Here is a 26,980-nt window from a genome sequence, read left to right on the forward strand (position 1 = left end):
GCCTCGGCAACAGGAACCCGTTCGGCCGCAAGCCGGGACCGCGGTCAGCCTCTCCGGACGGTCAGGCTGTCCAGATTGGGACCGTTGGCTCCGGTGGCGGCGGCGCGGATCCGCACGGCGCTGCCCGCCGGGAGTGTCGCCGTGAGGCTGGTGTTTCGCCAGTCCTTCCAGCTGCCGGTGGGCAGGAAGGGCAGGCCGCCGTTGACGACCGCGCCGTTGACGGAGATCGCGAGGGGCCGGTCGGCGGTGCCGCCGTTGGCATAGCGGAAGGTGAGGGTGTACCTGCCGGCGGTCGCGACGGTGATCGTCCACTCGACGTAGTCACCGGAGGCGTTGATGAAATCGGCGAACCCGTTGCCCGTGTAGCCGGCGTGCTCCGAGCCGATGGCCGGGCCGCTGAGCGCGGAGTCTTCGGCCTCGTACACCATTGCGCCGCTCACGCCGGGGAATGCGGCGCCGCTGGGTTCGATCGTCGCCGCGACACCGCCGCCGGTGGCGACGTTGATCATCGGGGTCACCACGGACAGGATCTTCCTGGCCGGATCCCAGACCTCACCGGCCCCGGCGAGAATCGCCGCGGACTCGCTGCTGAACGCCGGCAGCGTCGTACCGCCGTTGAGCCGCATGCCGATCGGTGCGGCCAGGCCGTGGAAGCGGACGACGTAACGGCGTGCCGCAGGAGCGCCGGTGTAGGTGCCGGCGGGATGCCTCACGGTCACCCTGGTGGCCGAGTCGGTGAAGGCGAGCCGGGTGGTGCTGCTGGCTGACTTCGACCGGAAATCCTCGGTCACGCCGTCGTCCTCGTAGACCGCGAACGAGCCGTCCTTACCCGTGTAAACGTCCATTTCCAGCTGCGTCTTGTCCAGGAAGGCGGCGCTCTGCGTGTACTTGTACTTCGGCAGGATCGCCCCTGCCTTCACGAACATGACGACCTCGCCCGTCCGGGTCACGTGCGGCTTGTCGGCGGTGTCGGACCCGGCGGTCCTGGCGTCGGACCAGAAGTCGTACCAGGTGTCGCCGGCCGGGAGCCAGACGTTCTGCACGGCCCCGTTCGTGTCGGTCGTCACGGGCATCACGAGGACGGATGGTCCCCACATGTACTGCAGGTCGTGGGAGTACGCGTTGCTGTTGTGCTGATGGTCGATCACCATCGCCCTGGCCATCGGCATGCCGGTCCGATGCGCTTCGTGCGCGATCGTGTAGATGTAGGGCAGCAAGGTGTAGCGAATCCGGCTGTACTTCAGGAAGTCGGCCTGTTCGGCGGCGCTCTTGTCGATGGGCCAACGGGAAGCGGCCGCACCGAGGGACCCGGTGTCGGCACCGGAGTGAGGTCGCCAGATCGGCGACACGCTCGACCAGCCGGCCACCCAGTTCCGGTAGAACGCACCCGAGACGATGCCACCGCGGAAGCCGCCGCCGTCGACGTTGGAGTAGGGGAACCCGCCCAGTCCCGAGGCCTGCATGCCGCGAATCTGCTGCTGCATCTCCGTGTAGTCCGAGGCGATGTCGCCCGTCCAGAGGTGGCCGTAGCGCTGCATGCCGGCGGTCGCACCGCGCGAGAAGATCCAGGGCCGCTTGGCGTTGCCGATGCGCGGGTCCCATCCTTCCTGGGCAACGCCCTTCTGGAGGTAGAGGTAGTAGGCGTTGCGGAGTTCGGACCAGCGCTGGCCGTTGGCCGCGAGCGCGCCGTACAGGATCGCGCCCAGCTCGTCGGTCTCGTCCAGCCACAGGGCATCGCCGGGAAAGCCCAGCGCGGGGTCCAAAGCCTTGGTCCAGAAGACGTTCCAGACCCACCTGCGGGTGGCGGGATTGCTCCAGTCCGGCGCGGCGTCGTTGTCCCGGACGTTGACCAGGTCCGCCGGCTGGAAGCTGTAGCCGGGCGGCGGACCGCCGACCCATCCGGCCATCTCGTTGGAGTTGTTGCGGTTGTAGTCGAGCGAGGTCAGCACGCCGTTGGCCTTCGCCCACGTCTTGAAGCCGGCCGGATCCGGCCACCGGTCCTTGCTGAACTCGAACCAGGAGCCGGACCAACCGCCGCTGCCCGCCCGCCAGCGGTTGTCGTTGACCTGCAGGTCGAGCGGGAATCCGGCGCGCCGCAGCGCGGTGATCCTGGTGACCCACCAGATCTGATCGCTGACCGAGGGGTAGTTCTTGTCCGACAGCTGCAACCCGAAGACGGCGAGCTGCGGGAAGCGCGGCCGGCCGGTCAGCCGGGTGTAGCGGTCCAGCAGCTTCCCGAACTCCGGGCCCACGATGACGAAGTAGTCGAGCTGGGGCCTGGCGCCGGGGGTGTTGTGCTCATCGGCCCAGAACTCGTACGTGCCACCGTTGCCGAAGTTGAAGGTGGTGTCGAAGGTGGTGTTGAAGAAGACCGCGTACCCCTTGGAGGACAGGTAGAGCGGCACGATCGCGGGTGCCTGGTCCATGACGCCCAGACCGTAGTTGTGGGAGACGATGTCTCCGGTCCGGTCGATCCTGGGCGCACGCCCCAGAATGCCGTGGCCGCCCTTGAAGAAGTGCTCGTCGCTCGCAGCCGGGGTAAAGGTCTGCTTGACGATGCTGTTGTTGTCGCCGCTCCAGCTCATGCTGCGCGCCGGGTCTTCCTTCGCCAGCAGGGCGTCGTCGTTCCTGCGGTAGAACTCGAGGCGCAGCGGGTTCTTCTGCAGGACGACCTTGACGCCGTCGGCCGCGCCGGTGGTGATCGTGAAGCTGGTGCCGTTGTCCACAACGGACAGTGCACCGTCCAGACCGGTGTGACTTGCCGGATCGACCATCTCGTAACGGTTGTCCGGAAAGAAGGTCTCGCCGCCGCGCACGCTGTGCACCCTGACCATGTGGTCGCCGTAGGCGGTGATCCGCAGCTGCTGCCCGGTCGTGCTCGTCACCGTCACCTGGCGAGGCCCGGTGATGTGGCTGCCGTAGTCCGACAACGTCTCTGCCGCGAACGAGGACGCGTACGCCGGCGCGCCCCGCAGACCGACGCCTGTCACACCAACGGTGATGCCCGCCGCCCGGAGGAAGTCGCGACGCGATGGCCTTTTCTCCGACATGGCTCTCGTTCTACCGCGCGGGTGATGGGCAGGCACGCGGCCGACTCGTTTGTGACCGATCGACGGTGCGAACCTGCCCGTTCACACCCCGGCACTCGCTGCGGTGTAGCGATGTCCGGGGGATCCCCTGTATGTACCGGGCCGCTACGGGCAGCGCGTCCAGGCGAAGTCGTAGGTCTGGCCGAGGCTCCCGTCGACGGAGTCCATGGCGACGAAGCTCGTCTTCTTCGGATCCGAGGTGCCGAGGCTGACCTTCAGGTCGACCCCAAGAGTGAGGGTCTGGGAGCCGCCGCACGCCGACCGGGCGGGTTGGTCGTCGACGAACGACCAGTCATCACTGAACGGGCCGGTGAAGTTCTTCGTCTTGTCCCCGATCGGAAGTATTCCGGGGAAGCTGTAACGCAATCGCAAGCTCGCGGACGCACCGCTTTCCAGATGGGCGAATCCGCGGTACTCCGCCCGCGCGATTCCCGCCGCATATCCGGCGGCGTTCACCCGCAGGGTCGCGGTGCAGAACCTGCGTGCGTCGGTGGGCTTGCTGGTGCCGCCGACCTGCGCGATCAGGTTGGCGTAGATGAGCGAGAACTTGGTGTTGTCAGGGGAGACCGCCACGGCGACGGTGCCCGCGGGACAACCTGTCCCGTTGATGGTGACGACGTCGATGGTGACGCGGGAGGGCGGTGGATCGCCAGTTGGAACAACTATCGCGGCCAATGCAATTGCTATTGCTGCCAGCATGTTTCGGAGCGTATCGCTGTGCAGCTCCACAAGAACAGCGCGCGGGGTTATTTGCGGGCGGTTCTCGCCAGCGAATCGGCCGAGATGGGTCGTGCCGCAGCGATGCGTTATCTCGCCGATCTGATCATCGGTCGACAGGAAGCCGTTCGGCCGCAAGCCGGACTGGTGATCCGGTACCGCCGAATGCGTGTCGTGGACAATCTCACAGGGTCTTCGCGGCCGTGATCGACGCCGTGACACTGGCCAGATGGAATCGGGACTACTCGACCAGGTCGTGAACACGACGGACTATCCGCTGACCGAACCGGGCAGCGCGGCGTGGCGGGAAGTCGTCGAGAGAACCCATCACGACCTGCACACCGTCGGCTGCAGCGTCCTGCCTGATTTCATCCGGCCCGCCCTGCACGACGATCTGCGGCGGGAGTGCGCGCAGATCGCACCGCAGGCGTACTACGACGTCGAGACCGTGAACGCGTACAACATCGCCGTCGACACACCGCTTCCGCCGGACCACCCCGGCCGGGTCACGATGGAACGCGGCAACGCGTTCGTGGCGCGGGATCACATTCCGCGCGAGGCGATCATCCACCAGCTCTACGCCAGCGAGGTGTTCCAGCGGTTCGTCGCGGGCTGCTTCGAGCTGCCGCGGCTGCACGAGCTGGCCGATCCGCTGTCCGGCCTGGTGCTGAACGTGATCCCGCCTGGCCGCGCGCACCCGTGGCACTTCGACACCAACGAGTTCACCGTCAGCATGCTGACCCAGCTGCCGGACGAGGGCGGTGAGTTCCAGTACTGCCCGAACATCCGGTCGGCGGACGAGGAGAACTTCGACGACGTGCGGGCGGTGCTGGCAGGCTCGGGCGAGCACCTCATCCGCAGGCTCACGCTCCGCGTCGGCGATCTCCAGCTGTTCAAGGGACGCTATTCACTGCACCAGGTGAGCACCGTGCGCGGCGAGCGGCAGCGGCACACGGCGATCTTCGCCTACAGTCTGCGGCCGGGGGTCGTGGGAAGCGTGGCCAGAACGCGGCAGCTGTTCGGCAGGGTGCTGCCGGAACACCTCGCGGCCGAAGCAGTCGGCGTGCGAGTGGACGAGCGACTGGCCTGAAGGAGACACGTGCGATTCGACGCGACCGGCAAAGTCGAGTTCGACCAGATCTACACCCAGCCCGATCCGCGTGCCTACTTCTCGTCGTTGCGCGGGCTCGAATACCAGATCCCGCAGCTGGCCAAGCCGCACTTCACCGCGCTGATCGAGGATTACCGCGCGGCGCGGGGGATCGACATCCCGACGGTGCTCGACATCGGCAGCTCCTACGGCATCAACGCGGCACTGCTGCGCTGCGACCTGACGATGGACGACCTGTACGACCGGTACTGCGGCATCGGCGAGCGTGATCGCGCCGAACTGCTGACGAGCGACCAGGAACTCGTTCGTGAGCGGGGAAAGGCGATTCCGGCCCGGTTCGTCGGCCTCGACATCTCGGAACCCGCCCTGTCCTACGCGACGGAGGCCGGGTTCCTCGACGACGGAGTGCGCGCGGACCTGGAGCGGTCCGACCCCACACCCGGACAGCTGCGCCAGCTGGCGGACATCGACCTGGTCATCTCGACCGGCAGCCTGGGCTACGTCGGCGCCAGCACCCTCAGCCGAGTCGTGGCCGCCAGCGGAGCGCCCTGGATGGCGCACTTCGTGCTGAGGATGTTCCCGTTCGACGAGATCGAGGCGAGTCTCGGGGCGCTCGGCTACGAGACGGTGCGGCTCGACGAGGTGTTCCGGCAGCGGCGGTTCATCTCGCCGGAGGAGCAGTCGCGGGTGCTCGACACGCTGTCCGGCGTGGGAGTCGATCCGAGTGGCCTGGAGACCGACGGCTGGTTCTACGCTCAGCTCTACCTTTCGAAGCGGCCAATCCACACAACCCCGAGGTGACAGTGAGCGACGGCAAGACGTTCAGCTACGAGGACCAGCTGCCGCGGGTACCCCTGCCCACGCTGGAGGAGAGCTGCACGCGGTTCCTCGAGTGGTGCGCGCCGCTGCTGACCGCCGCCGAGCTGGCGACCACCGAGGCCGCGGTCGAGGAGTTCCTGGCTCCCGACAGCCCTGCTCGCTCCCTGCACGCCGCGCTCGAGGACTTCGACGGCCGCGAGGGCGTGCGCAGCTGGCTCGACCTCTTCTGGCCGACCCGCTACCTCGGCCGCCGCGACCGGATCGCGCTGAACGCGAACTTCTTCTTCCTGTTCCAGGACGTTGCCGAGACTCAGGAGCAACGGGCGGCGGCACTGATCTCCGCCGCCGTCGCGTACAAGGTGCGGCTCGACGCCGGGCTCATCGCGCCGATCGTGTTGCGGGGTGAGCCGCAGTCCATGGTGCAGAACAAGTTCCTGTTCTCGGCCACCCGGATTCCGCACGTCCAGCAGGACACGGCGCGCACGTCGTTCCCGTCGACCGCCCGGCACATCGTGGTCTTCTTCCGCGGCAACGCGTTCCGGATGGACGTGTTCGGTCAGGACGGCGTGCCGCACGACGCGGGTGACCTCACCGGCGGCCTGCAGGCGATCATGAAGGCGGACCGCGCGGAGTTCTCGGCGGGTCCCCTCACCACCAAGGCGCGGGCGGAGTGGGCGCGAACCCGTGAGGCTCTTCTGGCCGACAACGCCGACGCGCTGGAGACGATCGAGACAGCGTTGTTCTGCGTGGCGCTGGAGGACTTCGCACCGGCGGACACACTGGCGGCCTGCGACCAGCTGCTGCACGGCGACAGCGCGAACCGGTGGTTCGACAAGGCCCTGACGTTCATCGTCTTCGCCGACGGCCGCGCGGGCATCAACGTCGAGCACTGCGAACTGGACGGCACCACGATCCTCGCGTTCACCGACGCGATGCTCAGCACGCCGACCGAGGAGCACCTGCGGGCCTCCGGCGCGACGTCGCAGGGCCTGCCCACGACCGAGCCGATCGAGTTCGTGCTGACCGACTCGGTGCGCGAGGACGCTTCGGCGGCCGCGGCGTCGTTCGCCCAGTACGGCGCGGACACCGCGACCGTGACGCTCTCGTTCGGGGACTTCGGCAAGCAACGCGCGAAGGAGCTGCGGATCTCGCCGGACGCGTTCGTGCAGATGGCTTACCAGCTCGCGCACCAGCGGTCGAAGGGCCTCCTGGGCGCCACCTACGAGTCGATCGGCACCAGGCAGTTCCAGAACGGCCGCACCGAGGCGATGCGCGTGGTGACAACGGAAGCCGTGCGGTTCGTGTCCACCATGGAGGATCCGGCCGCCTCCCGCGCCACTCGCCGGGCGGCGCTGCGGGCGGCGGCGGACAAACACGTCCAGCGAGCCAAGGAATGCCAGGTCGGCTCGGCCCCCGAACAGCACCTGTGGGAACTGCAGTTGATCCAGAAGCGCCGCGGCGGCACCGAGCCGCTCGCGCTGTACGACACTCCGGGCTGGACGATCATGCGGGACGACTACCTGAGCACCAGCTCGGCGCCGTCGGTCCACATCCAGTACTTCGGCTTCGGTTCGACCAGCGCTAAGTGCATCGGTGTCGCCTACGTGCTGCTGCCCGACCGGTTCAACCTCTACCTGAGCACGCCCCGCCCGGTCGCGGACGAGATGCACACGTTCGCTGCCCGGCTCGGCGAGGCGATCCACGAACTGCAGGACCTGCTCGCGACGGAGGACTGATCGTCCGGCTTGCCCCGGTCCGGTGGCCGGGGCAAACCGTTGTACGCCCTGACTACCCGCTCATCGGGTCGTCACTTGTCCCGTGGTGGGCGTGACCGAGGTGTTCCCCGGAGAGCTGGGCACTCCGCTGGGAGTGGTTCGCACACCGCTGGTCGTCGTCTCGGTGGGCACCTGCAGGGACGGACCGGGCACCACAGGAGTGCTCGGAGTGCCGGGCAGGAAGATGAGTGCCAGGGCCGCGACTCCGGCCGTGGCCACAGCGCTGCCCACCACGGCGGCGGTGCGGCGCCGGCTTCGCACGGCTCGGCCGCGCATGATCACGTCAGCGGCGGAGTTGGAGTTCGGCGGCGCCACTTCCCCGCCCAGTACGGAGAAGGTCGTTCGCAGGGTGTCCTCGTGATCCATCACGCCTCCAGCCTCGACTGGTCGAACCCCGGTCCGAGCTTGCGCCGCAACGTCTCCAGCCCCTTGCTGCTCTGCGACTTCACGGTGCCTGTCGAGCAACCGAGCGCGGCGGCGACGCCCTCCACGCTCATGTCGTTCCAGTAGCGCAGCACCAAGACCGCGCGCTGACGCGCGGGCATGGACGACAACGCGTCCCACACCACGAGCCCGTCCTCCGCGCCGGGCGTGACGATCAGGCTCTCAGGTGGTGCGTCGGTCAGCTTCTCCCTTCGCCAGCGCACGCGTCTGCGCTCGGCGATGAAGGTGCGGACGACGATCTGCTGCAGGTACGCCTCGATCCCGTTCCGGTCGGCGATGTTCGGCCCGGCCAGGTAGAGCTTCAGGAACGCCGACTGCAGCACGTCCTCGGCCTCGTGCCAGTTGCCGCACATCAGAAAGGCCGTGAAGCGCATCGACTCGGTGCACCGGTCGTACAGCTGGGTGAACTCGGTTTCCCAGTCCAGCGTCATCACCTGTCCGGCCGGCGCGGGTTCGAGGACGGCACGGATGGCGGCGTCTTCTGCCAGGTCATGTCGTCGGTTCGGACCACTGTCGGTCGTTGCTCAGGAGGCCGCTCGGCATCGACGAGCGTGAGCGCGGGAACCGCGATGCCCGCGAGCGCGAGTACGAACACCCCCACCGCGATCACCTGTCCTCTGCGCACTGTGAATCTCTCCGCTGGGTCATGGCACACGTCAGGTGCCCTCACCCCTACCCATGCGATTGGGCACCGTTTTGGTTGCCCTTGTGTTCTGGATCACGCGCTGGGCGAACGGGTGGAGCTTGGCCTAAACCGAACGGTGGCGCCGTACGTAACCCCAGACAGAAGCACAGAGAGTGATCCGCCGTTCACGCTGTCGCCGCCTCACGAGAGGGCACACATGGGCAAACACCACGACGACAACCGCCGGGCCAAGGCCATCGCCGCCGCCATCGGCCTGCTGGCGGTGACGATCACCGCCACGACCTTCACGGCGAGCCAGGCCGCACCGGACGAGCGGCTGAGCCCTGAGCAGGCCACCGCCATGTTGCGTCAGAAGGCCGCCACCACCGGCACCGCGTGGGCAGTGGACCCGACCTCGAACAAGGTCATCGTCACCGCCGACAGCACCGTCACCGGGGCGCGATGGGACAACCTCGTGTCCACCGTGCAGGCCATGGGCGACGGCGCGACCCTGCGCCGCACCGCAGGCACCTTCCGCCTGTTCGCCGAGGGCGGCGACGCCATCTTCGCTGGTGGGAGCCGTTGCTCGCTGGGATTCAACGTGGTCACGGACGACAATCGACCCGCCATCCTCACCGCGGGCCACTGCACGGCCGCGGGACGCCAGTTCTCCCTCGCCGCCAACGGACGTCCAGCCGCCACCGTCGCCGAGTCGACGTTCCCCGGCAACGGCGACTTCGCCCTGCTCACCTACAACAACCGCAACGCCAACGCCCCCAGTGAGGTCGACACCGGCAACGGCAGGACCGTCCAGATCCGCCGCGCCGCGGAGGCCCAGGTGGGCAGGCAGGTGCAGCGCATGGGCAGCACGACCGGCCTGCGCTCCGGCCGCGTCACCGGCCTCAACGCCACGGTCAACTACCCGGAAGGCGCCGTCACGGGCCTGATCCAGACCAGCGTGTGCGCGGAAGGCGGGGACAGCGGTGGCCCGATGTTCGCCCGCAACGGTGACGCGATCGGCCTGACCTCGGGCGGCAGCGGCGACTGCCGGTCGGGCGGTGTGACGTTCTTCCAGCCGGTCACCAAGGCGCTGGCCGCGGTCGGCGCACGCATAGGCAACTGAGGCAACTGACCGAGCAGCCGTCCGCAGCGGGCACGTGAGCGTCCGCTGTGGACGGCGTCGAGCAGGAATGCCGGTGGGCGCGATCGCGTTCTCCCGAGTGTGAAGAAGATCGGTTTTCTGTCGTTCGGGCACTGGTCGGACAGCCCGCACTCGCAGACGAGGTCGGCGTCGGACACCCTGCTGCAGTCAATCGACCTGGCGGTGGCGGCGGAGGAGCTGGGCGCGGACGGCGCCTACTTCCGGGTGCACCACTTCGCCAGGCAGCTCTCGTCGCCGTTCCCGTTGCTTGCGGCGATCGGTGCCAAGACCGAGCGCATCGAGATCGGCACCGGTGTGATCGACATGCGGTACGAGAACCCGATGTACATGGTCGAGGACGCCGGGGCCGCCGACCTCATCGCCGGCGGGAGGCTGCAGCTCGGCATCTCGCGGGGATCGCCGGAGCAGGTCGTCGACGGGTGGCGGCACTTCGGCTACCAGCCCGCCGAGGGCGAGACCGAGGCCGACATGGCCCGCAGGCACACCGGGGTGTTCCTGAAGGTGCTGGAGGGCGAGGGCTTCGCGCGGCCCAACCCGCGGCCGATGTTCCCGAACCCGCCCGGCCTGCTGCGCCTCGAGCCGCACGCGCCGGGTCTGCGCGAACGGATCTGGTGGGGCGCGGGTTCCAACGGCACCGCCGCGTGGGCGGCGGAGCAGGGCATGAACCTGATGAGCTCGACCCTGAAGTACGACGAGGGCGGGGCGCCGTTCCACGTTCAGCAGGCCGAGCAGATCCGGGCGTTCCGCAAGGCCTGGACCGAGGCCGGCTGGCAGCGCGAACCGCGCGTTTCGGTGTCGCGCAGCATCTTCGCGATCACGACCGATCTGGACGACATGTACTTCGGTGGTGACGGCGAGAGCTCCGATCAGGTCGGGTTCATCGACGGGCCGAACAAGGCGATCTTCGGGCGCTCGTACGCCGCCGAGCCCGAGGTGCTGATCAAGCAGCTCGCTGAGGACGAGGCGATCGCCGAAGCCGACACGTTGTTGCTGACCGTGCCCAACCAGCTCGGCGCCGACTACAGCGCGCACGTCGTCGAGAACATCCTCGTGCACGTCGCGCCGGCGCTCGGCTGGCGCTGACGCGCTACCGGGTCGGTGTGATGTTCATGTTGCGGTGGAAGACGTTGCCGGGGTCGTACGCCGCCTTGATCCGGGCTAGCCGGTCGTACTTGGCGGGGCCGTACGCGGCGCGCACGCGGTCCTCCTCGTACTCGTTCATGAAGTTGACGTAGACGCCGGTGTCGCCCGCGCACGGCCGCAGCGCGTCGTAGAACCCGCGCGCCCACGCCCGGTCCAGCTCCAGCAGGTCGGGTGTGGGTGCGACGGCGGCCATGTTGAGGACGTACATCGGGGTGCGGCGGCCACCGAACGCCGTGTCGTCCTCACCGGGATCGGTGTACCCGCCGCCCAGGTGGAACATCGGCATGAGCGACATCGGCGAGTTCTTCAGCGGAACGTGCTCGGTGATCACCGAGATGACGTCGTCGGTGAGGTCGTCCACGTTCAACGCCTTCTCGTAGGCGTGGGATCCCCACGGCGCACCGTCGTCGAGCATGGACTGCAACGCCACGTACGGCATCGGCGTGACGAATTCGAACAGCGGCCCGGCATCCCGCAGCGGAGCGACCAGCCGCTCGTGTTCCTCCTGACTGCCGAACCCCGCGATGATGAACGTGTAGCCGGGCGCGAAGTGGTGCTGCTCCGGCACGAACGGCGCGGGCGGCGCGTTGAGCGCGGCGATGAGCGCACCTGCCGACCGCGGCAACGCGGGCGCGATCTCCCTGGCCAGCCGCAGCATGTCGCCGCCGTGGTCGAGATCCCAGAAGAACATCCCGAGGTTGACCATCGGCCCGACCTCGTGCAGGCGGTACTCGAACGACGTGACGACACCGAAGTTGCCGCCACCGCCACGAATCGCCCAGAACAGGTCCTGGTTCTCCTGCGCGGAAGCGCGCATCAGCCGTCCGTCGGCCAGCACCACGTCCGCGCCGACGAGGTTGTCGAGCGTCAGCCCGTGCCCGTTGGTCAGCCAGCCGAAGCCGCCGCCGAGCGTGAGCCCCGCGATCCCGGTGTGACTGATCGTCCCGCCGGGGACGGCGAGCCCGTGTTCCTGGGTGGCGGCATCGACGTCGGCCAGCGTGCAGCCGGGCCCGCAGGTGGCCGTCCTCGCGATCGGGTCCACGACGACCGAGTTCATCCGGCTGAGGTCGATCATCAGTCCGTCGTCCACACAGGACGCGCCGCTGAAACTGTGCCCACCGCCCCTGATCGCGAGTTCGAGGCCGCTGTCGACCCCGAACCGCACGGCCGCCGCGACGTCCGCCGCCGACTCGCAGCGGGTGATGAGCCGCGGGCGGCGGTCGATCATGCCGTTCCACAGTGATCTTGCGTCGTCGTAGTCGATGTCGTCCGGTGTGCTGACGGTTCCGGTGAACCCGGTGCGCAGCGTGGCGAGATCGGAGTCGATGGACATCTGGGCCTCCCGGCGGTGAGGAGAGGAGCGGACCGCTCTCACCCACTGGTGTAGGGCCCAGGGACGCCGGTGTTGCCCCATCCGGCCCTTTTGGACCGCCCAGAGGAACTCCTCGTGCGTGGTGTCACGGACCGTGAGCACCCCGCCACGGCCAGAGGCCGGGTTCTTGCGAGATCTGCTCCTGACGAACCACTTCATCGGGTAGAAACTCGCTGATCGCTTCGACCAAGGGGGAAACCGCATGTCCAGACCCGTGCTGGCCGGAGGGCTCGCCGCGCTCGTCGTGCTCGGCTGCGTCGCCCCGGCACACGCCGCGACCGCCACCACGTTGCTGCCGGTCGCACCCGGCTCCACCTGGGACCACGTGAAGGGCATCAACGACGCCGGGGTGGTCGTCGGCCACTCGGAGACCTCGCGTGACGCCGTGCGCTGGGCCGCTGACGGCACGGTCACCAGTCTCGGCAAACTGCCCGGCGACTTCTCCGGCATCGCACACGCCGTGAACAACGCCGGCGTCACGGTCGGCACGTCGCTCGGCGAGGCCAACGGCATGGCCGGCGTGAAGTGGGACGCGGCCGGCCAGATCAGCGCGTTGCCGGACTTCCCCGGCCTGCACCGCGGCACCACCGCGAGCGCGATCAACGACAACGGCGTGATCGTGGGCTCCGGAACGGAACAGTCCTCCGGCCTGAGCACCGCCCTGCGCTGGAGCGCCGACGGCACCGTCACGGCACTGAGCCACCTGGCCGGCCACGACCAGTCCTGGGCGTCGGACATCAGCGCCGGCGGCACCATCGTCGGCGCCTCCGACAAGCTCAACACCTTCGACCGCACCCACGCGACGATGTGGCAGCTCGACGGCACCGTCATCGAGCTCCCGCCGCTGCCGGGCGGAGGGAACAGCTCCGCCAGGGCCATCAACGACGCGGGCACCATCGTCGTCGGCTCGTCCGAGACCGCCGGCGGCCACCAGCACGCCGTGATGTGGACACTCAGCGGCCCCCTCGTCGCCACCGACCTCGGCACGGTCGGCGGCCTCTTCTCGTTGGCCACCTCGGTGAACGACGCCGGCGTGGCAGTCGGCGAGTCGACGGCCACGCCCGGTGGCGCGTATTACGCGGTGCGCTGGCAGCCGCAGGCCGCCGCCGAACTGCTGCCCGGCACCGGCACGATCACCAAGTGCATCGCGGCCCGCGCGATCAACGACAACGGCTCGATCGGTGGTGGCTGCCGGCGCAGCGCCGCCCGGTGGGACGAGAGCTGACCGGCTGCCCCTTCTCGTTTCAGTTGTCCAACCCGGACCGCCGGCCGCTGCACAGGTAGCCGTCATTGCTTGATGTAGGGCGGCGCCTCACCCCAGCCCCACTTCGGCACGGGCGCCCCGTGATAGGGCGTGGCGTCCCGTGCGGAGTTCTGCACCGCCAGCCGGGTGCCCCACTCCAGATAGGACACGAACGCGGCACGGAACTCGGGATCGTCCGGCAGCGCCACCTCGTCCGCCGCATCCATGATCAGGTTCAGCCAGCGACGGCGCTGCTCCTCGGTGATGGCCCGGCCGAGGTGTTTGGACAGCATGAACTCGTAGCCGCCCCGCTCGGCGGTGTAGGCGGCAGGTCCGCCGAACACCTCGCCCAGCCACAGCGCCACGTAGCGGGCATGACCGGGGTCCATCCCGGCGAACACCGGCGCGAGCACCGCGTCGTCGGCGACCCGCCGGTAGAACGCCTCGGTCAGCCGCAGCAACGCTTCCGCGCCACCGGCCCACGTATAAAGAGAAGGTGTTGCCTGGTCGTTGATCACGATGCCGACTTCAGCATCAAGCGGAAGGTCCGGCAAGTACGCACTTTTTGGTGAGGAGTGCCCGGTGTACCACTGTCCTGTCGAGCTGGCTCTCGACGTCATCGGCGGCAAGTGGCGCGCGGTCATCCTGGCTCACCTCAAGGAACGCCCGCACCACTACGGCGAACTGCGCCGCAAGGTGACCGGCATCAGCGAGAAGATGTTCGTGCAGCGGCTCCGCGAACTGCAGGACGCGGGGCTCGTGGCACGGGTCGAGGTGCCTCCGCACGTCGAGTACTCGCTCACCGAGGAGGGCCGGAGCCTGGGACCCGCTCTCCAGGCTCTCTACGACTGGGGTGTTCAGCGGGCTGCTCGCACGGGTGCGGTCATCGCGCCGGCCTAGATTCCCCGCATCCAGTCGTCGATCAGCGCCGCGGTGTGCGGGGCGTGTTCCTCCAGCATCGTGAAGTGGTTGCCTCGGGTGACGACTCCCGTGTGCTCGAAGGGCCAGATCGGTTCCCAGTCCGAGGGCCATTCCTCCAGCGGGTCGGCCGCGCGCACGAACAGCACCGGGACGGGCAGCGGGGCCGGTGTCCAGTCGTAGCTCTGGTAGTGCAGGGTGGCGGTGATGGAACCGTCGTTGCTGGGCAGCGCGAAGTCCGGGTCGTCCATCCGGTGGTGCATCTCCTCGCTGAGACCGGGCAGCAGGCGGGCCAGCCGCTCGTACTCGCTCGGGACGTAGCTGTCGAGCACCGCCACCCCGGCGGGCGGTGTGCCCAGCTCGTGCAGGTGTTGCGCGAGCAGGTAGGCGACCAGGCCGCCTGAGGACAACCCGGTCAGCACGAAGGGCTGGTCGCCCAGTGCGGCGTGGAGGCCGGCGCTGAGGGTCTCCAGCAGCAGTTTTCGAGTTCTGGGCAGCGCCTCGTCGCTGCGGAATCCCGGATTGCGCAGCGACCAGACGTCCCGTGTGCCCTGAAACGGCCTGGCCAGGCGCGCGTACTGCACCGGATCGGACATGCCCATCACCGCTGGGACGCACACGAGCACCGGTCGGCCGGGGCCGTCAGCCAGCCGGACCGCTCGAGGCGGATGCGGCAGCTCCTCCACCGAGGTGAAGAAGGTGCGGGTCTTCTCCCAGTCCGAGGCCCTGGTGCGGAGGAACTGCTGGTGGAAGTCTTCCCGGCGTTCGTCGGGGTCCACCTGGTCCTCGCCCCTGATCAGGAGGTCTGCCAGGTGCCTCGCCAGCAGCGCCGGGGTCGGGTGGCCGAAGGTGACGGTCGCCGGCAGCCGCAGTTCCAGCGCCTGCGCGAGGTGGTTGCGGATGCGGACCGCGGCCAGCGAGTCCACCCCCATCTCCAGGAACCCGGCGTGCTGGCTCAGCTCGGCGGTGCCGGCGTGGCCGAGAGCCACCGCGACCTTGTCCAGCACCAGGTCGACCAGTGCCCGCTCGCGGTCCGGCCCGCTGAGCTCGTCGAGGAGCGGGCGCAGGCAGTCCGAGGTGGCCGGCCGGTCCACCAGCTCGCGCAGCAGGGGCCGGTCCTGGCCGCGGTCCAGGGGGAACCGGGCGGGCACCAGCACTGGGTCGGGGAGGGAGACGGCGTGATCGAATAGCGCCAGCGCCTCCTTTGTGGACAGTGTGTCGGGCGACGACCTCAGGTGGCGGGTCATGTCGCTGCGTTCCGCCCACAGGCCCCAGGCCAGTGAGATCGCGGGAAGGCCGAGGCCCCGGCGGTGGTGAGCCAGCGCGTCGAGCACGGCGTTGGCGGCGGCGTAGTTCGACTGGCCCGCGCTGCCCGCGGTGGCGGCGGCCGAGGAGAACAGCACGAAAGCCTTGAGCGGCAGGTCCTTCGTCAACTCGTGCAGGGTGATGGCTCCCTGCACCTTCGGCCGCATCACCGCGTCCAGGCGGTCCCCGGTCATGGTCATCACCACGCCGTCGTCCAGTGCCCCGGCCGCGTGCACCACGATCGTCGGCCGGTGGTCCGCGAGCACCTCGGCCATCTGCGTCCGGTCCGCCACGTCGCAGGCGAGAACGGTGGCGGTGGCACCCAGCTCGGCGAGGTCGGCCGCCAGCTCCGGCGCGCGGCCGGTGCGGCTGAGCAGCACGAGCCGTCGCACCCCGTGCGCTGTAACCAGATGGCGGGCCAGCAACCCGCCGAGCGTGCCGGTGCCGCCGGTGATCAGCACGACGTCCTCAGCCTCGGCCCAGCGAGTCGGGACCGGTGGGACGACTCGCACCAGGCGGCGTGCCAGCAACCGGCCGCCGCGCAGGGCGAGCTCGGGCTCGTCTGCGGCCAGTGCGGCGGCGATCGTCAACGGGGTGATCTCCTCGGCGTCCAGCAGCACGAACCGGCCGGGTTCCTCAGCCTGGGCGGAACGCACCAGTCCGTGGACGCCCGCCCCTGCCAGGTCGCCGACCTCGTCGCCGGTCTCCGCCGCCACCGCGCCCGAGGTGAGGAACACCAGCCTGGACGCGGCGAACTGCGGGCGGCTGATCCACCACTTGACCAGCGCCAGCGCGCGGTGTGCCGACTCGAGAACCGAACCAATGGAACCGGCGATGAGCACCGCACCCGGCACCGGCAGACCGGCCGCGACCGCGGTCTCCAGTGCGTCCAGGTCCGAGCAGGTCGGGAACTGGCCGGTCTCGATCCCCACGGCCGCAACGACTTCCGAGGCGGTACTTGTAGCTCGCACCTCGACCCACTTGCTGCGGAACAGGGTGTCCCGTGGGGCGTCACTGCGCGCGGCGGCCGGTCGCAGCACCAGTGACTCCACTGAGAGCACCGGCGCGTCCGCTCCATCGGTCACAGTGAGCCGGACGGAGTCCACCGAGCCCTGGAGTCGTACTCGCAGCACCTCGGGTTCCGTTGCGTGCGCGGTCACCCCGGTCCAGACGAACGGCAGCACCGGTCCGGTCGTCGCTGTGGGCCCACCGAACCCGATGGCGTGCAGGGCAGAGTCCAACAAGGCCGGGTGTACCACGAAACCGCGCGTATTCACCGGGCACGCCACCTCGGCGAAGACCTCATCGCCGCGCCGCCACACCGCACGCAACCCCTGGAACGTGGGGCCGTAGCGCAGCCCGCGCTCGACCAGTGCGGAGTAGAGACCTTGATGCGCAACCGGTTCCGCGCCCGCGGGTGGCCACTGGCCGATCGGCTCAGGCTGGATCTGTTCTGGGCTCAGCATCCCGCCGCCGTGGCGCACCCAGTTCGCGCCGTCCACCTTGGCGTGCAGGTGCAGGCTGCGCCGACCGGTGCCATCCGGTTCGCCCACGCGCAGCTGGACGGTGGCCGCCGCGTCGTCCGGCACCACCAGCGGCCGTTCCAGGGTGAGCTCCTCGACCACCGGGCAGTTCGCGGCCATTCCGGCACGCAAAGCGAGCTCCAGCCACGCCGTGCCGGGCAGGATCACCTCGTCCAGCACCCGGTGATCGGCCAGCCACGGCAACGACGTCACCGACAGACGCCCGGTCAGCACCAGTTCGTCGCTGTCAGCCAGTTCGACCGGCGCGTCGAGGACGGGGTGCCCGCTGGTGCGGGTCTGCTGAGCGGTCGGCCAGAACCTCTTGCGTTCGAAGGGATAGGTCGGCAGCTCGGTGAACCCCGGCGCGTCCGGACCCGCCCAGGCGGTCCACTTCGGACACTGGCCGCGCACGTGGAGTTCGGCGAGCGCGGCGAGGAACGTGCCACGGCCGCTCTCACCCCGGCGCAGTGTCCCGGTGACCACGGCCTGGTCGCCGACGGTCCCCAGCACCGAGTGGACGAGCACGGGGTGCGGGCTGACCTCCACGAAGAAGGAGTACTCGGCCGCCGCGAGCCCGGCCACGGTCTCGTCGAACCGCACCGGCATCCGCAGATTGCGGTACCAGTACTCGGCGTCCAGCTCCGTTCCGGCGAGCACGGTCGCGGTCACCGCGGAGTGGAACGGGATCTTGGTGGCCATGGGCCGGATCGGGGCCAGCTCGGCGAGGATCCGGTCGCGGACCGACTCGACCTGGGGGGAGTGGGAGGCGTAGTCCACCGCCAGCCGTCGCACCTGGACGCCTGATCCGGCCAGCTCCGCCAGCAGGTGGTCGAGCGCGTCGACGTCCCCCGCGACCACCGACGACTCCGGCCCGTTGACCGTGGCGATGGCCAGTCGTTCGGTCAGTCGGGGCCGCAGCTGGTCGGCGGACAGCTCGACCGAGGCCATCCCGCCGCGACCGGACAACGTGGTCAACGCCTTGGCGCGCAGGGCCACCACCAGCGCGGCGTCCTCCAGCGACAGCGCGCCCGCGACGCAGGCGGCGGCGATCTCGCCCTGGCTGTGCCCCACGACGGCGTCCGGTTCGATGCCGCTGGCCCGCCAGAGCGCGGCCAGCGAGACCATCACCGCGAACAACGCGGGCTGCACCACGTCGACTCGATCGAGCGATGGTGCGTCCGGCTGCTGCCGCAGCACCGCGAGCAGATCCCAGTCGACGTGCGGTGCGAGGGCGCGAGCGCAGCGTTCGACGTGCTCCCGGAACACCGGCGAGCTCTCCAGCAGGTCACCGGCCATCCCAGCCCATTGACCGCCTTGGCCGGGGAAGACGAACACGACCTTGCCGGTCAGATCGGCCGTGCCCGTCACGAGGCCCGGCGCGGTGGTGCCCCGGTTCAGCGCGGCCAACGCCGGCCGTGGATCGGCGTCGAGCACCACGGCGCGCCGCTCGAACGTGCTGCGTGAGGTGATCAGCGCGTGCGCCACGGCCGCCGGGTCTCGACCGTCTACATGCGACAGAAGTTGTCCTGCCCTTGCCCGCAAAGCGGATTCGGTGCGTGCTGAGAGCACCCACGGCAATTGTTCCGCGGTGGCAGCCTCGGCCGCCGCGAGCTGCGGAGCCTCCTCGATGATCACGTGGGCGTTGGTGCCGCTGATGCCGAAGGAGGACACCCCGGCGCGCCGGGGGCGTCCGTCGACCTCGGGCCACGGATGAGGTTCGGTGAGCAGGTCGACCCCGCCGCCGTTCCAGTCGACCTGGGACGTCGGGCGATCCACGTGCAGCGTCTTGGGCAGGATCCGGTTGTGCAGCGCGAGCACGACCTTCAGCACCCCGGCGACACCGGCGGCGGCCTGGGTGTGCCCGATGTTGGACTTGATCGAACCGAGCGCGAGCGGGGTGTCCCGGTCGCGGCCGTACACGGTCTGCAGCGCCGATGCCTCGATCGGGTCGCCGAGCGTGGTGCCGGTGCCGTGCGCCTCGACGGCGTCCACGTCCTGGCCGCGCAGTCCCGCGTTGGCCAGCGCATCCCTGATCACCCGTTGCTGGGCGAGCCCGTTCGGTGCGCTCAGCCCGTTGGAGGCGCCGTCGGAGTTGACCGCGCTGCCCCGCACGATCGCCAGCACCGGGTGGCCGTGCGCGACCGCGTCGCTGAGCCGCTCCACCACCACGACCCCGGCACCCTCACCCCAGCTGATCCCGTCGGCGGCCTCGGCGAACGCCTTGCACCGGCCGTCCGCCGCGAGCGCGTTCTGGTGCTGGAAGGCACTGAACAGACCGTGCGTGGACATCACCGTCACTCCGCCTGCCAGCGCGAGGTCGCACTCACCCGCGCGCAGTGACCGCACCGCCAAGTGCAGCGCCACCAACGACGAGGAGCACGCGGTGTCGATGGAGACCGATGGGCCTTCCAGCCCGAGCAGGTAGGCGACCCGGCCGGACAGCACGCTCGCCGCGGTGGCGGTCGCCAGGTGGTCGGCGTGCTCGTCGAAGTTCAGCAGCCAGCGGTAGTCCTGATCGCTGGTCCCGGTGAACACCCCGGTGCGGGAGCCGCGCAGACCCGCCGGGTCGATGCCGGCCCGCTCCAACGCCTCCCAGGAGACCTCCAGCATCACCCGCTGCTGCGGGTCCATGGCCACGGCCTCGCGGGGACCGATGCCGAAGAAGCCGGCGTCGAACCAGGCGGGGTCGGACAGGAACCCGCCGGCCGCGGTGAGCCCGCGCGGCCAGCCGCGGTCGGCGGGGTACGGGGTGATGACGTCGCGACCCTCGGCGACCAGCCGCCACAGCGCGTCCGGGTCACCGGTCCCGCCACCGAACCGGCAGCCCATCCCGACGATGGCGATCGGTTCGCGGGTACCGGCCTCGACCTCGCGCAGGCGTTGCCTGGTGTCCCGCAGCGTCGTGGTCAGGCGATGCAGTGTCTCGAGTGTCTTGCTGTTGTCAGCCATTGAGGAGGTCCTCCGCTGCCAGGAAGATTTCCCGTTCGGCCTGGGCGAGGACGTCGTCGAGGTCCACGGCATCGGCGAGGGGTTCGGTGTCCAGACCCACGGTGCTGGCGAGAGGTTCGGGTCCGGCCGGGGCGAGTTCGGCGTCCAGGTACCTGGCGAGCGCGGTGGGCGTCGGGTGGTCGAACAGGGCGCCGGCCGAGACCCGCAGCCCGGTTCCCGCGCTCAGCTGGTTGCGCAGTTCCACCACACCCAGCGAGCTGAGTCCCTGTTCGTGGAAGGGTTTGCCGGGCTGAACCTGTGCCGCCGACTCGTGCCCGAGGATCAGGGCGGTCTGCCGGCACACCAGCTCGCGCAGTGCCCGGACACGTTCGGCCTGCGACAGCGCGGTCAGCTCCGCCCTGAGCGCGGACGGCTCGGCCTGCGGTTCGGTGTCCTGGTGCCGCTGGGCTTGTGGCAGTTCCGAGAGGAGGGGACTGGTGGTGGAGGTCGCCGACAGGAACCGGTCCCAGTCCACGTCGGCGATCACCAGACCGGACTCGTCCCGCGCGAAGGCGGTGGCCAGCGCGGCGATGCCCAGGCCGGGGTCGAGCACGGTCATGCCGTTGCGGCGCAACCTGGTGCCGATGGCCTGTGCCTCCACGCCTTCCACGGCCATACCGCCGGCACCCCACGGTCCCCAGGCCAGTGAAGTGGCCGCGAGCCCGTCGGCGCGTCGTTGCTCGGCCAATGCGTCGAGGTACGTGTTGGCCGCGGCGTAGTTGGCCTGGCCGGCGTTGCCCACCGCGCCGGTGGCGGAGGAGAACAGCACGAAAGCCTTGAGCCCGCTGGTCAGTTCGTGGAGGTTGCGGGCACCCTCGGCCTTGGCGTGCAGGGCCAGGGCCAGCCGCCGCGGGTCCAGCGCCGCGATCACGCCGTCGTCGAGCACCCCCGCCGCGTGCGCGATGCCCGTCAACGGGCGGTCCGCCGGGATCGCGGCGAGCAGGTCCGCCACGGCCTGCCGGTCGCTCACATCGCAGGCGACCGCGTCGACCTCGGCCCCGAGCGCGGTCAGTTCGGCGAGCAACTCCGGGTCGTCGACGTTCCTTCCGGTCAGCAGCAGTCGTTCCACGCCTGCCGAGGCCAGCCAGCGGGCCACGTGCCGGCCCAGCGCTCCGAACGCGCCCGTGATGAGGGTGGTGCCGCGCAACGGCCAGCCGCGCGGGTTCTCACTGGGGCTCGCGGGTGCGGGCAGCAGCCGCCGGGCGAACACCCCCGAGGCGCGCACGGCGACCTGGTCCTCCTTCGTGGAGAGCACTCCGGCCAGCCGTTCGGCGACGGCTGAGTCCACTGTGGATGGCAGGTCGACCAGTCCGCCCCACCGCTGCGGGTGTTCCAGGGCCGCCACCCGGCCGAGGCCCCACACCATGGCCTGCACCGGCGAGTCGACGCGATCGCTCTGCCCGGTGGACACCGCTGTCTGGGTCGCGCACCACAACGGCACGTCGAGTTCGATGTCTCCCATGGCCTGGATGAGCGCCGTGGTGAGCGCGAGCCCGGCGGGCACCTCCGGGTGAGGTCGTTCGTCCAGCGCCAGCAGGGACAGGACTCCGTCGACCGAGTCGTCGGACAGGAAGGGCCGGAGCACCTCTGAGATCTCCTCGCGGCCGGCGTTGGCGCTGACGCACAGCACCGTGGGGCCAAGTGCCGCGCGGATGGCTTGCGGCACGGGCAGGCCCGCGGAGCGCACGATGATCCAGTTCCGCTTGCGTGCGACCTGGTCGGCCACGGGGTGCCAGCTGATCCGGTACCGCACCCGGTCCACCGCGGTGTTCTGGTCTTGGTCGCGCCACCACCGCGCCATCGCGGGCAGCAGTTCGGTGGCGTTCAGGTCGGTGCCCAGCAGCTCGCCGAGGCGGTGGAGGTCCTCGCTCGCCACGGCCTCCCAGAACGCCGAATCCGGCTGTGCGGAACGGGATTCCTGTTCCGGCATCAACCAGAACCGCTTGCGCTGGAAGGCGTAGGTGGGCAGATCGACCCGCCGCGCCCCGCTGCCCGAGTACCACTTCGACCAGTCTGGCCCGTGTCCCCGTACGTGCAGCGCCGCCACGGCGGCGAGCACGTCGTCGTCGCGCAGACCGGGGAGCACGGCCGCGTCGACGGCTTCGCTGAGGCAGTCCGCGGCCATCTCGGTCAGCGTGGTTCGCGGCCCCAGCTCCAGGAACGTGCTGACGCCACGGTCGTGCAGAGTCCGCACCCCGCCGAGGAACCTGACCGTGCCGCGGACGTGGTCGACCCAGTACTCCGGGGAGCACAGCTGTTCGTCTGTGGCGACCTGGCCGGTCAGGTCGGACACGATCGGGATCCGGGGCGGCCGGTAGTCGAGACTCCGTGCCACGGAACGGAACTCGTCGAGCATGGGCTCCATCAGCTCGGAGTGGAACGCGTGGCTGACCCGCAGACGCGTGGTCTTGCGCCCTCGCGCGCGGAAGCCCTCGGCCACCGCGGCAACGGCGTCCTCGGTTCCCGAGAGCACCACCGAGTGCGGGCCGTTGACCGCGGCCAGCGAGACCCCTGGCGGCAGCAGGCCGACCTCGTCCGCCGAGGCGGCCACCGCGTACATCGCACCCAGCGGTGGCAACGACTGCATCAGCGAGCCGCGCGCCGCGACCAGCCGGCACGCGTCCGGCAGTGACAGCACGCCGGCCACGTGCGCGGCGGCCAGTTCGCCGACGGAGTGCCCCAGCAGGAGGTCCGGCCGGACACCCCAGCTCTCGAACAGACGGAACAGCGCGACCTCGAACGCGAACAGTCCGGTCTGCGCGAACTCCGTCCGGTCCAGGGCTTCCTGGTCCGTGCCGAACACGACCGCCCGCACCGACAGCCCCAGCCCCTCGCACACCTCGTCGAAGGCCTGGGCGAACACCGGATACCGGTCGTGCAGCAGGCGACCCATGCCCACGTGCTGACTGCCCTGCCCGGCGAACAGGAAGGCCAGGCCGCCCTCGGCCACCGCGCCCGTGGTGAGACCGGGATCGGTCCGGCCGGCCGCCAACGCGGTCAGCGCGCGCCTGAGCCCTCCGGTCAGCACGGCCCGGTGTGCCAGCGCGGAACGAGTGGTGGCCAACGAGAAACCCAGATCGTGGTCGCTGAACTCGGGGTGAGCGGCGCAGTGCGCGACCAGCCGGGCGGCCTGCGCGCGGAGTGCGGCCTCCGAACCGCCCGACACGGTCCACAGTGGAGGGAGATCGCTCTGAGCCGCCGGGGTGTCCGGCTCGGCCGGGGGCTGTTGCAGGATCACGTGGGCGTTCGTGCCGCCGATGCCGAACGCGGAGACGCCGGCTCGCCGGACCGTTCCCCGGTCCGGCCACGGGGTTGATTCGGTGACCAGGTGCAACCCGGAGTCCCAGTCCACGTGCGAGCTGGGCTTGTCGACGTTGATGGTGGCCGGGACCGTGCCGTGCCGCATGGCCAGCACCATCTTGATCACGCCGGCGGCCCCGGCGGCCGCCTGGGTGTGCCCCAGATTGGACTTCAGCGAGCCGACCAGAAGTGGCCGATCCGGTGGCCGGTGCGCGCCGTAGGCCGCCACCAGCGCCCCGGCCTCGATCGGGTCGCCCAGTTTCGTCCCGGTGCCGTGCGCCTCCACGACGTCCACATCGGACGGTTGGAGCCTCGCGTCCGCGAGCGCGGTGGACAGCAGCCGCTGCTGGGCGGCGCCGTTGGGCGCGGTGAGTCCGTTGCTGGCGCCGTCGGAGTTGACCGCGGAACCGGTGATCAGCGCGAGCACCGGATGGCCGTTGCGGCGCGCGTCGGAGTACCGCTCCAGCACGAACATGCCGCCGCCCTCGGCCCAGGAGGTGCCGTCGGCGCCCTCGGCGAACGGTTTGGCCCGCGCATCCGGCGCCAGCCCGCCCTGCCTGCTGAACTCCACGAACAACATCGGTGACGCCAGCACCGTCACCGCTCCGGCCAGCGCCAGCGAGCACTCGCCCCGGCGCAGCGCCGCAACGGCCAGGTGCACGCCGACCAGGGAGGACGAGCACGCCGTGTCGATGGACAGATTGGGGCCCTGCAGGCCGAAGGTGAACGAGATGCGGCCGGAAGCCACGCTGGACGTGGTTCCGATCCCCAGATCCGGCCGGTCGGCGGTGCCGACCTGACCCAGCCCGTAGTCGCCGTGGGACAGCCCCGCGTAGACGGCGGTGTCGCTGCCCCTCAACGTGGCCGGGTCGATGCCCGCCCGTTCGAAGGCCTCCCAGGACAGTTCGAGCAGCAACCGCTGCTGCGGATCCATCTCCAGGGCCTCGCGGCCGCCGATGCCGAAGAACGCGGGATCGAACTCGGCCACCCCGTGCAGGAACCCGCCCTCGCGCACGTAGCTGGTGCCCGGCCGTTGCCGCTGCGGGTCGTACAGGGCGTCGATGTCCCAGCCGCGGTCGTCAGGCATCGGCACGACGACGTCGCGGCCGTCGGCGATCAGCTTCCAGAGATCCTCGGGGGACTGCACACCACCGGGGAAGCGGCAGCTCATCGCGACGATGGCGATCGGCTCGTCCGACCCGGTCCGGCGGGGGAGAACGGCCGGTGCTGTTGGTGCGCTGCCGTCGAGGTGCGCGGCCAGCCGGGCCGGCGTCGGGTGGTCGAACAGCGCGGTCGTGGCGATCTTCAGTCCGGTCCGCCTGCGCAGCCGGTTGACGAGCTCCACCGCCGCCACCGAGCCCATCCCGAGTTCGAGGAAAGTCTTGTCCGGCCGGTAGTCGCCGGTGATCAGCGACTCCGCCTCGGCCCGGATCAGCAGCGGCAGGTCGGTGATCCGGGAGTCGGTTTCGGTGAGCTCGGCGACCTCGGCCGGGAGGTGCACGCGGCGGCCACCCCACCCGGCGAACACCTCCGGCCAGGCGACCGGCACCCCGTGCCCGTGCAGTTCCCCCAGGGTGTTCAGCACCGAGCGCAGGTCGGACTCACCGCCGCGCAGCGCGGCGGTGACGAGCACGTCCCCGGCGGCCGCTTCGGGCAGGGTCTCCTCGACCAGGGCCGCCAGCACACCGTTGGCGCTCATGTCCACAAAGGTGTCCACGCCGGCGGCGGCCAGAGTGGTGACGCAGTTGAGGAAGTGCCCGGTGCCACGTGCCTGGGCGCTCCAGTACTCAGGCAGGCACACGACACCGGGATCGGCGCCGAGCCCGGGGTGCACCGGGACGATCGGGATGCGCGGCGGGTGTGCCGTCAGGCCACGCGCGAACTGTTCGAAGTCTCCGGCCATCGCGGCCATGTGCGGCGAGTGGAAGGCCCTGTCCACCGGCAGTTGCTTGATCTTGCGCCCGCGATCGGCCCACAGCCCGGCCACGCGCAGCACGATGTCGCGGTCGCCGGAGATCACCACGGAGTTGGGCGCGTTGACCGCGGAGATCGCGGCCAGGTGCTCCAGTCCGGCCAAGGACTCCCGCGCCTCGTCCTCGTTGACGCGCATCGCGACCATCGCGCCGCCGACCGGTGTGCGCTCCCGGAACAACCGGATCCGTTCGGCCAGCAGCGCGCACACGTCGGGCAGCGAGTAGACCCCGGCGGCCGTGGCCGCAGCCAGCTCTCCCACCGAGTGGCCGACCACGAAGTCGGGACGCACGCCCCAGTGCTCGAACTGCCGGAACAGCGCCACCTGCAAGGCGAACAACGCGTCCTGGGTGTACAGCACCTCGTCGGCGGGTGCCACGTCGGAGCGGCCGTCACCCAGCAGCAGGTCGCGCACCGACCAGGTGGACACCGCGTCCAGGTGGTCGCACACCTCGTCGAGGGCGTCGGCGAACACGTCGAACAGCGGGTACAGCTCGCGCCCCATGCCCGGCCGTTGCCCACCTTCACCGGGGAACATCAGCGCCACCTTGCGCCCGGCCACCGACCGCGTCGCGCCACCCCGGCCGGCGGCCAGTTCGGCGAGGCCCGCGGCGAGTTCCGCCCGGTCCTCGCACAGGACGACGCCCCGGTACTGCTGATGCGACCTGGCCAGTGCCAGGGTGTGCGCGGCGTCGAGCAGGTCCTGAGCGTCCGGTCCGCTCAGGTGGGCACGCAGCGTCTCGGCCTTGCCGCGCAAGCCTTCCGCGCTGTCGGCCGACACCATCAGCGGCAGCACCGGTACCGAGGGGCGCTCGGGACGCGACGGGCGTGCGGGCGGTCCGGACAGGACCAGCGCACCGTCGGCTGAGCTGAGCACGGCACGTTCCGGCGCGTGAGCGAGCAGCTCGAACAGCGTGGACATCGTGTCGACTGAGCGCTGGACGTGGATCTCGTCCTGGCCGATTCCGGCGCGCTCGCAGGCCACCTTTACGACCTGTCCTTTGCCCAGCGCACTGCCATCCAGCACGCAGTGGCACGGGTCGTCGTCCGCGAGTGCGGCGGTAAGCGGTTTCAGCACCAGGAACGCACACTCGTCGGCGGACACGACCCCGGCGAGCACGAGCTCGGACTCACCCAGGTGAAGGCTCTGGGCCGCCAGGTGCAGCACGGCCACGGGCTGGACGTCCGCCGTCACCGCGGGCCCGAGCACGCCGAGCTCGGCCGCGATCAGATCGGCCTGCGCCGTGGCGACCACGCCGGCGTTCACCCCGGCCAGCGACTCGGGGGTGAGTCCGGCGTTCTCCAGCGCCTGTCGCGCGACCTCGGCGGGAAGCGCGGTCAGCGGGCCGCGTGACAGGCCGATCAGTGCGATCGAAGTGGGATTCGTGCCGCTGCCGAACCGCATGAAAAGAACCTTTCCAATCGCCGTTCAAAGGCTTTCATGTTTCATCAGTGGAGGTCAGCTTGAGAGCGCT

At 70.1% G+C, this 26,980-nt stretch carries 16 protein-coding genes; 8 read left to right on the forward strand and 8 right to left on the reverse strand.

The features are described from left to right. Positions 1–44: 44 nt before the first annotated feature. On the reverse strand, positions 45–3,050 hold the full coding sequence (locus tag ACIA8G_RS04630) for a TIM-barrel domain-containing protein (protein ID WP_396416868.1): 3,006 nt from the start codon (positions 3,048–3,050) through the stop codon (positions 45–47). Between the two features lie 144 nt (positions 3,051–3,194). Continuing rightward, positions 3,195–3,944 (reverse strand): DUF4360 domain-containing protein, encoded by a 750-nt coding sequence (locus ACIA8G_RS04635; RefSeq protein ID WP_396416869.1) that lies wholly within the window; start codon positions 3,942–3,944, stop codon positions 3,195–3,197. A gap of 91 nt (positions 3,945–4,035) precedes the next feature. On the opposite strand from ACIA8G_RS04635, the gene ACIA8G_RS04640 reads away from it, so the two are divergent. The 4 genes from ACIA8G_RS04640 to ACIA8G_RS04655 all read left to right on the forward strand — a co-directional run bounded on the left by ACIA8G_RS04640 (position 4,036) and on the right by ACIA8G_RS04655 (position 7,872). Further along, positions 4,036–4,896 (forward strand): arpA protein, encoded by an 861-nt coding sequence (locus ACIA8G_RS04640; protein WP_396416870.1) that lies wholly within the window; start codon positions 4,036–4,038, stop codon positions 4,894–4,896. A gap of 9 nt (positions 4,897–4,905) precedes the next feature. After that, complete coding sequence (locus tag ACIA8G_RS04645) at positions 4,906–5,718, forward strand: class I SAM-dependent methyltransferase (protein WP_396416871.1); 813 nt, start codon at positions 4,906–4,908, stop codon at positions 5,716–5,718. Between the two features lie 2 nt (positions 5,719–5,720). Next, positions 5,721–7,472: a choline/carnitine O-acyltransferase gene (locus ACIA8G_RS04650; protein WP_396416872.1), complete on the forward strand. Its 1,752-nt coding sequence runs from the start codon at positions 5,721–5,723 to the stop codon at positions 7,470–7,472. Positions 7,473–7,563: 91 nt separating this feature from the next. Further along, complete coding sequence (locus ACIA8G_RS04655; protein WP_396416873.1) at positions 7,564–7,872, forward strand: hypothetical protein; 309 nt, start codon at positions 7,564–7,566, stop codon at positions 7,870–7,872. A 4-nt stretch (positions 7,873–7,876) separates the two neighbouring features. Here the strand turns inward: ACIA8G_RS04655 and ACIA8G_RS04660 are convergent, their stop codons facing one another. After that, complete coding sequence (locus tag ACIA8G_RS04660; RefSeq protein WP_396416874.1) at positions 7,877–8,386, reverse strand: SigE family RNA polymerase sigma factor; 510 nt, start codon at positions 8,384–8,386, stop codon at positions 7,877–7,879. Beyond that, positions 8,386–8,580: a hypothetical protein gene (locus tag ACIA8G_RS04665; protein ID WP_396416875.1), complete on the reverse strand. Its 195-nt coding sequence runs from the start codon at positions 8,578–8,580 to the stop codon at positions 8,386–8,388. Before ACIA8G_RS04665 ends, ACIA8G_RS04660 begins: the two co-directional genes overlap by 1 nt. 217 nt (positions 8,581–8,797) lie before the next feature. Between ACIA8G_RS04665 and ACIA8G_RS04670 the strand changes: the two genes are divergently transcribed. Both ACIA8G_RS04670 and ACIA8G_RS04675 read left to right on the forward strand, forming a co-directional pair. Continuing rightward, a complete protein-coding gene (locus tag ACIA8G_RS04670; RefSeq protein ID WP_396416876.1) occupies positions 8,798–9,703 on the forward strand; it encodes a S1 family peptidase in 906 nt (301 codons plus the stop codon). A gap of 99 nt (positions 9,704–9,802) precedes the next feature. Then, positions 9,803–10,825, forward strand: a complete 1,023-nt coding sequence (locus tag ACIA8G_RS04675; protein WP_396416877.1) for an LLM class flavin-dependent oxidoreductase — start codon at positions 9,803–9,805, stop codon at positions 10,823–10,825. 4 nt (positions 10,826–10,829) lie between these two features. On the opposite strand, the gene ACIA8G_RS04680 is transcribed toward ACIA8G_RS04675, so the two are convergent. Further along, entirely contained in the window at positions 10,830–12,218 is a 1,389-nt protein-coding gene (locus tag ACIA8G_RS04680; protein WP_396416878.1) for an FAD-binding oxidoreductase, read from the reverse strand. A gap of 241 nt (positions 12,219–12,459) precedes the next feature. Between ACIA8G_RS04680 and ACIA8G_RS04685 the strand changes: the two genes are divergently transcribed. After that, the gene (locus ACIA8G_RS04685; RefSeq protein WP_396416879.1) at positions 12,460–13,482 is read left to right on the forward strand and encodes a hypothetical protein; all 1,023 of its coding nucleotides are present in this window, start codon (positions 12,460–12,462) and stop codon (positions 13,480–13,482) included. A 62-nt stretch (positions 13,483–13,544) separates the two neighbouring features. Here ACIA8G_RS04685 and ACIA8G_RS04690 read toward each other — a convergent pair whose 3' ends face one another. Beyond that, on the reverse strand, positions 13,545–14,018 hold the full coding sequence (locus ACIA8G_RS04690) for a group II truncated hemoglobin (RefSeq protein ID WP_396416880.1): 474 nt from the start codon (positions 14,016–14,018) through the stop codon (positions 13,545–13,547). A gap of 64 nt (positions 14,019–14,082) precedes the next feature. On the opposite strand from ACIA8G_RS04690, the gene ACIA8G_RS04695 reads away from it, so the two are divergent. After that, the gene (locus tag ACIA8G_RS04695) at positions 14,083–14,400 is read left to right on the forward strand and encodes a winged helix-turn-helix transcriptional regulator (protein ID WP_396416881.1); all 318 of its coding nucleotides are present in this window, start codon (positions 14,083–14,085) and stop codon (positions 14,398–14,400) included. Here the strand turns inward: ACIA8G_RS04695 and ACIA8G_RS04700 are convergent. Further along, the gene (locus ACIA8G_RS04700) at positions 14,397–20,195 is read right to left on the reverse strand and encodes an SDR family NAD(P)-dependent oxidoreductase (RefSeq protein WP_396416882.1); all 5,799 of its coding nucleotides are present in this window, start codon (positions 20,193–20,195) and stop codon (positions 14,397–14,399) included. The genes ACIA8G_RS04695 and ACIA8G_RS04700 overlap by 4 nt on opposite strands. Further along, the gene (locus ACIA8G_RS04705) at positions 20,188–26,910 is read right to left on the reverse strand and encodes a type I polyketide synthase (protein WP_396416883.1); all 6,723 of its coding nucleotides are present in this window, start codon (positions 26,908–26,910) and stop codon (positions 20,188–20,190) included. The genes ACIA8G_RS04700 and ACIA8G_RS04705 overlap by 8 nt, the downstream gene beginning before the upstream one ends. Positions 26,911–26,980 lie beyond the last annotated feature (70 nt).

The organism is Lentzea sp. NPDC051213, from assembly GCF_044455585.1.
Lineage (GTDB): Bacteria > Actinomycetota > Actinomycetes > Mycobacteriales > Pseudonocardiaceae > Lentzea.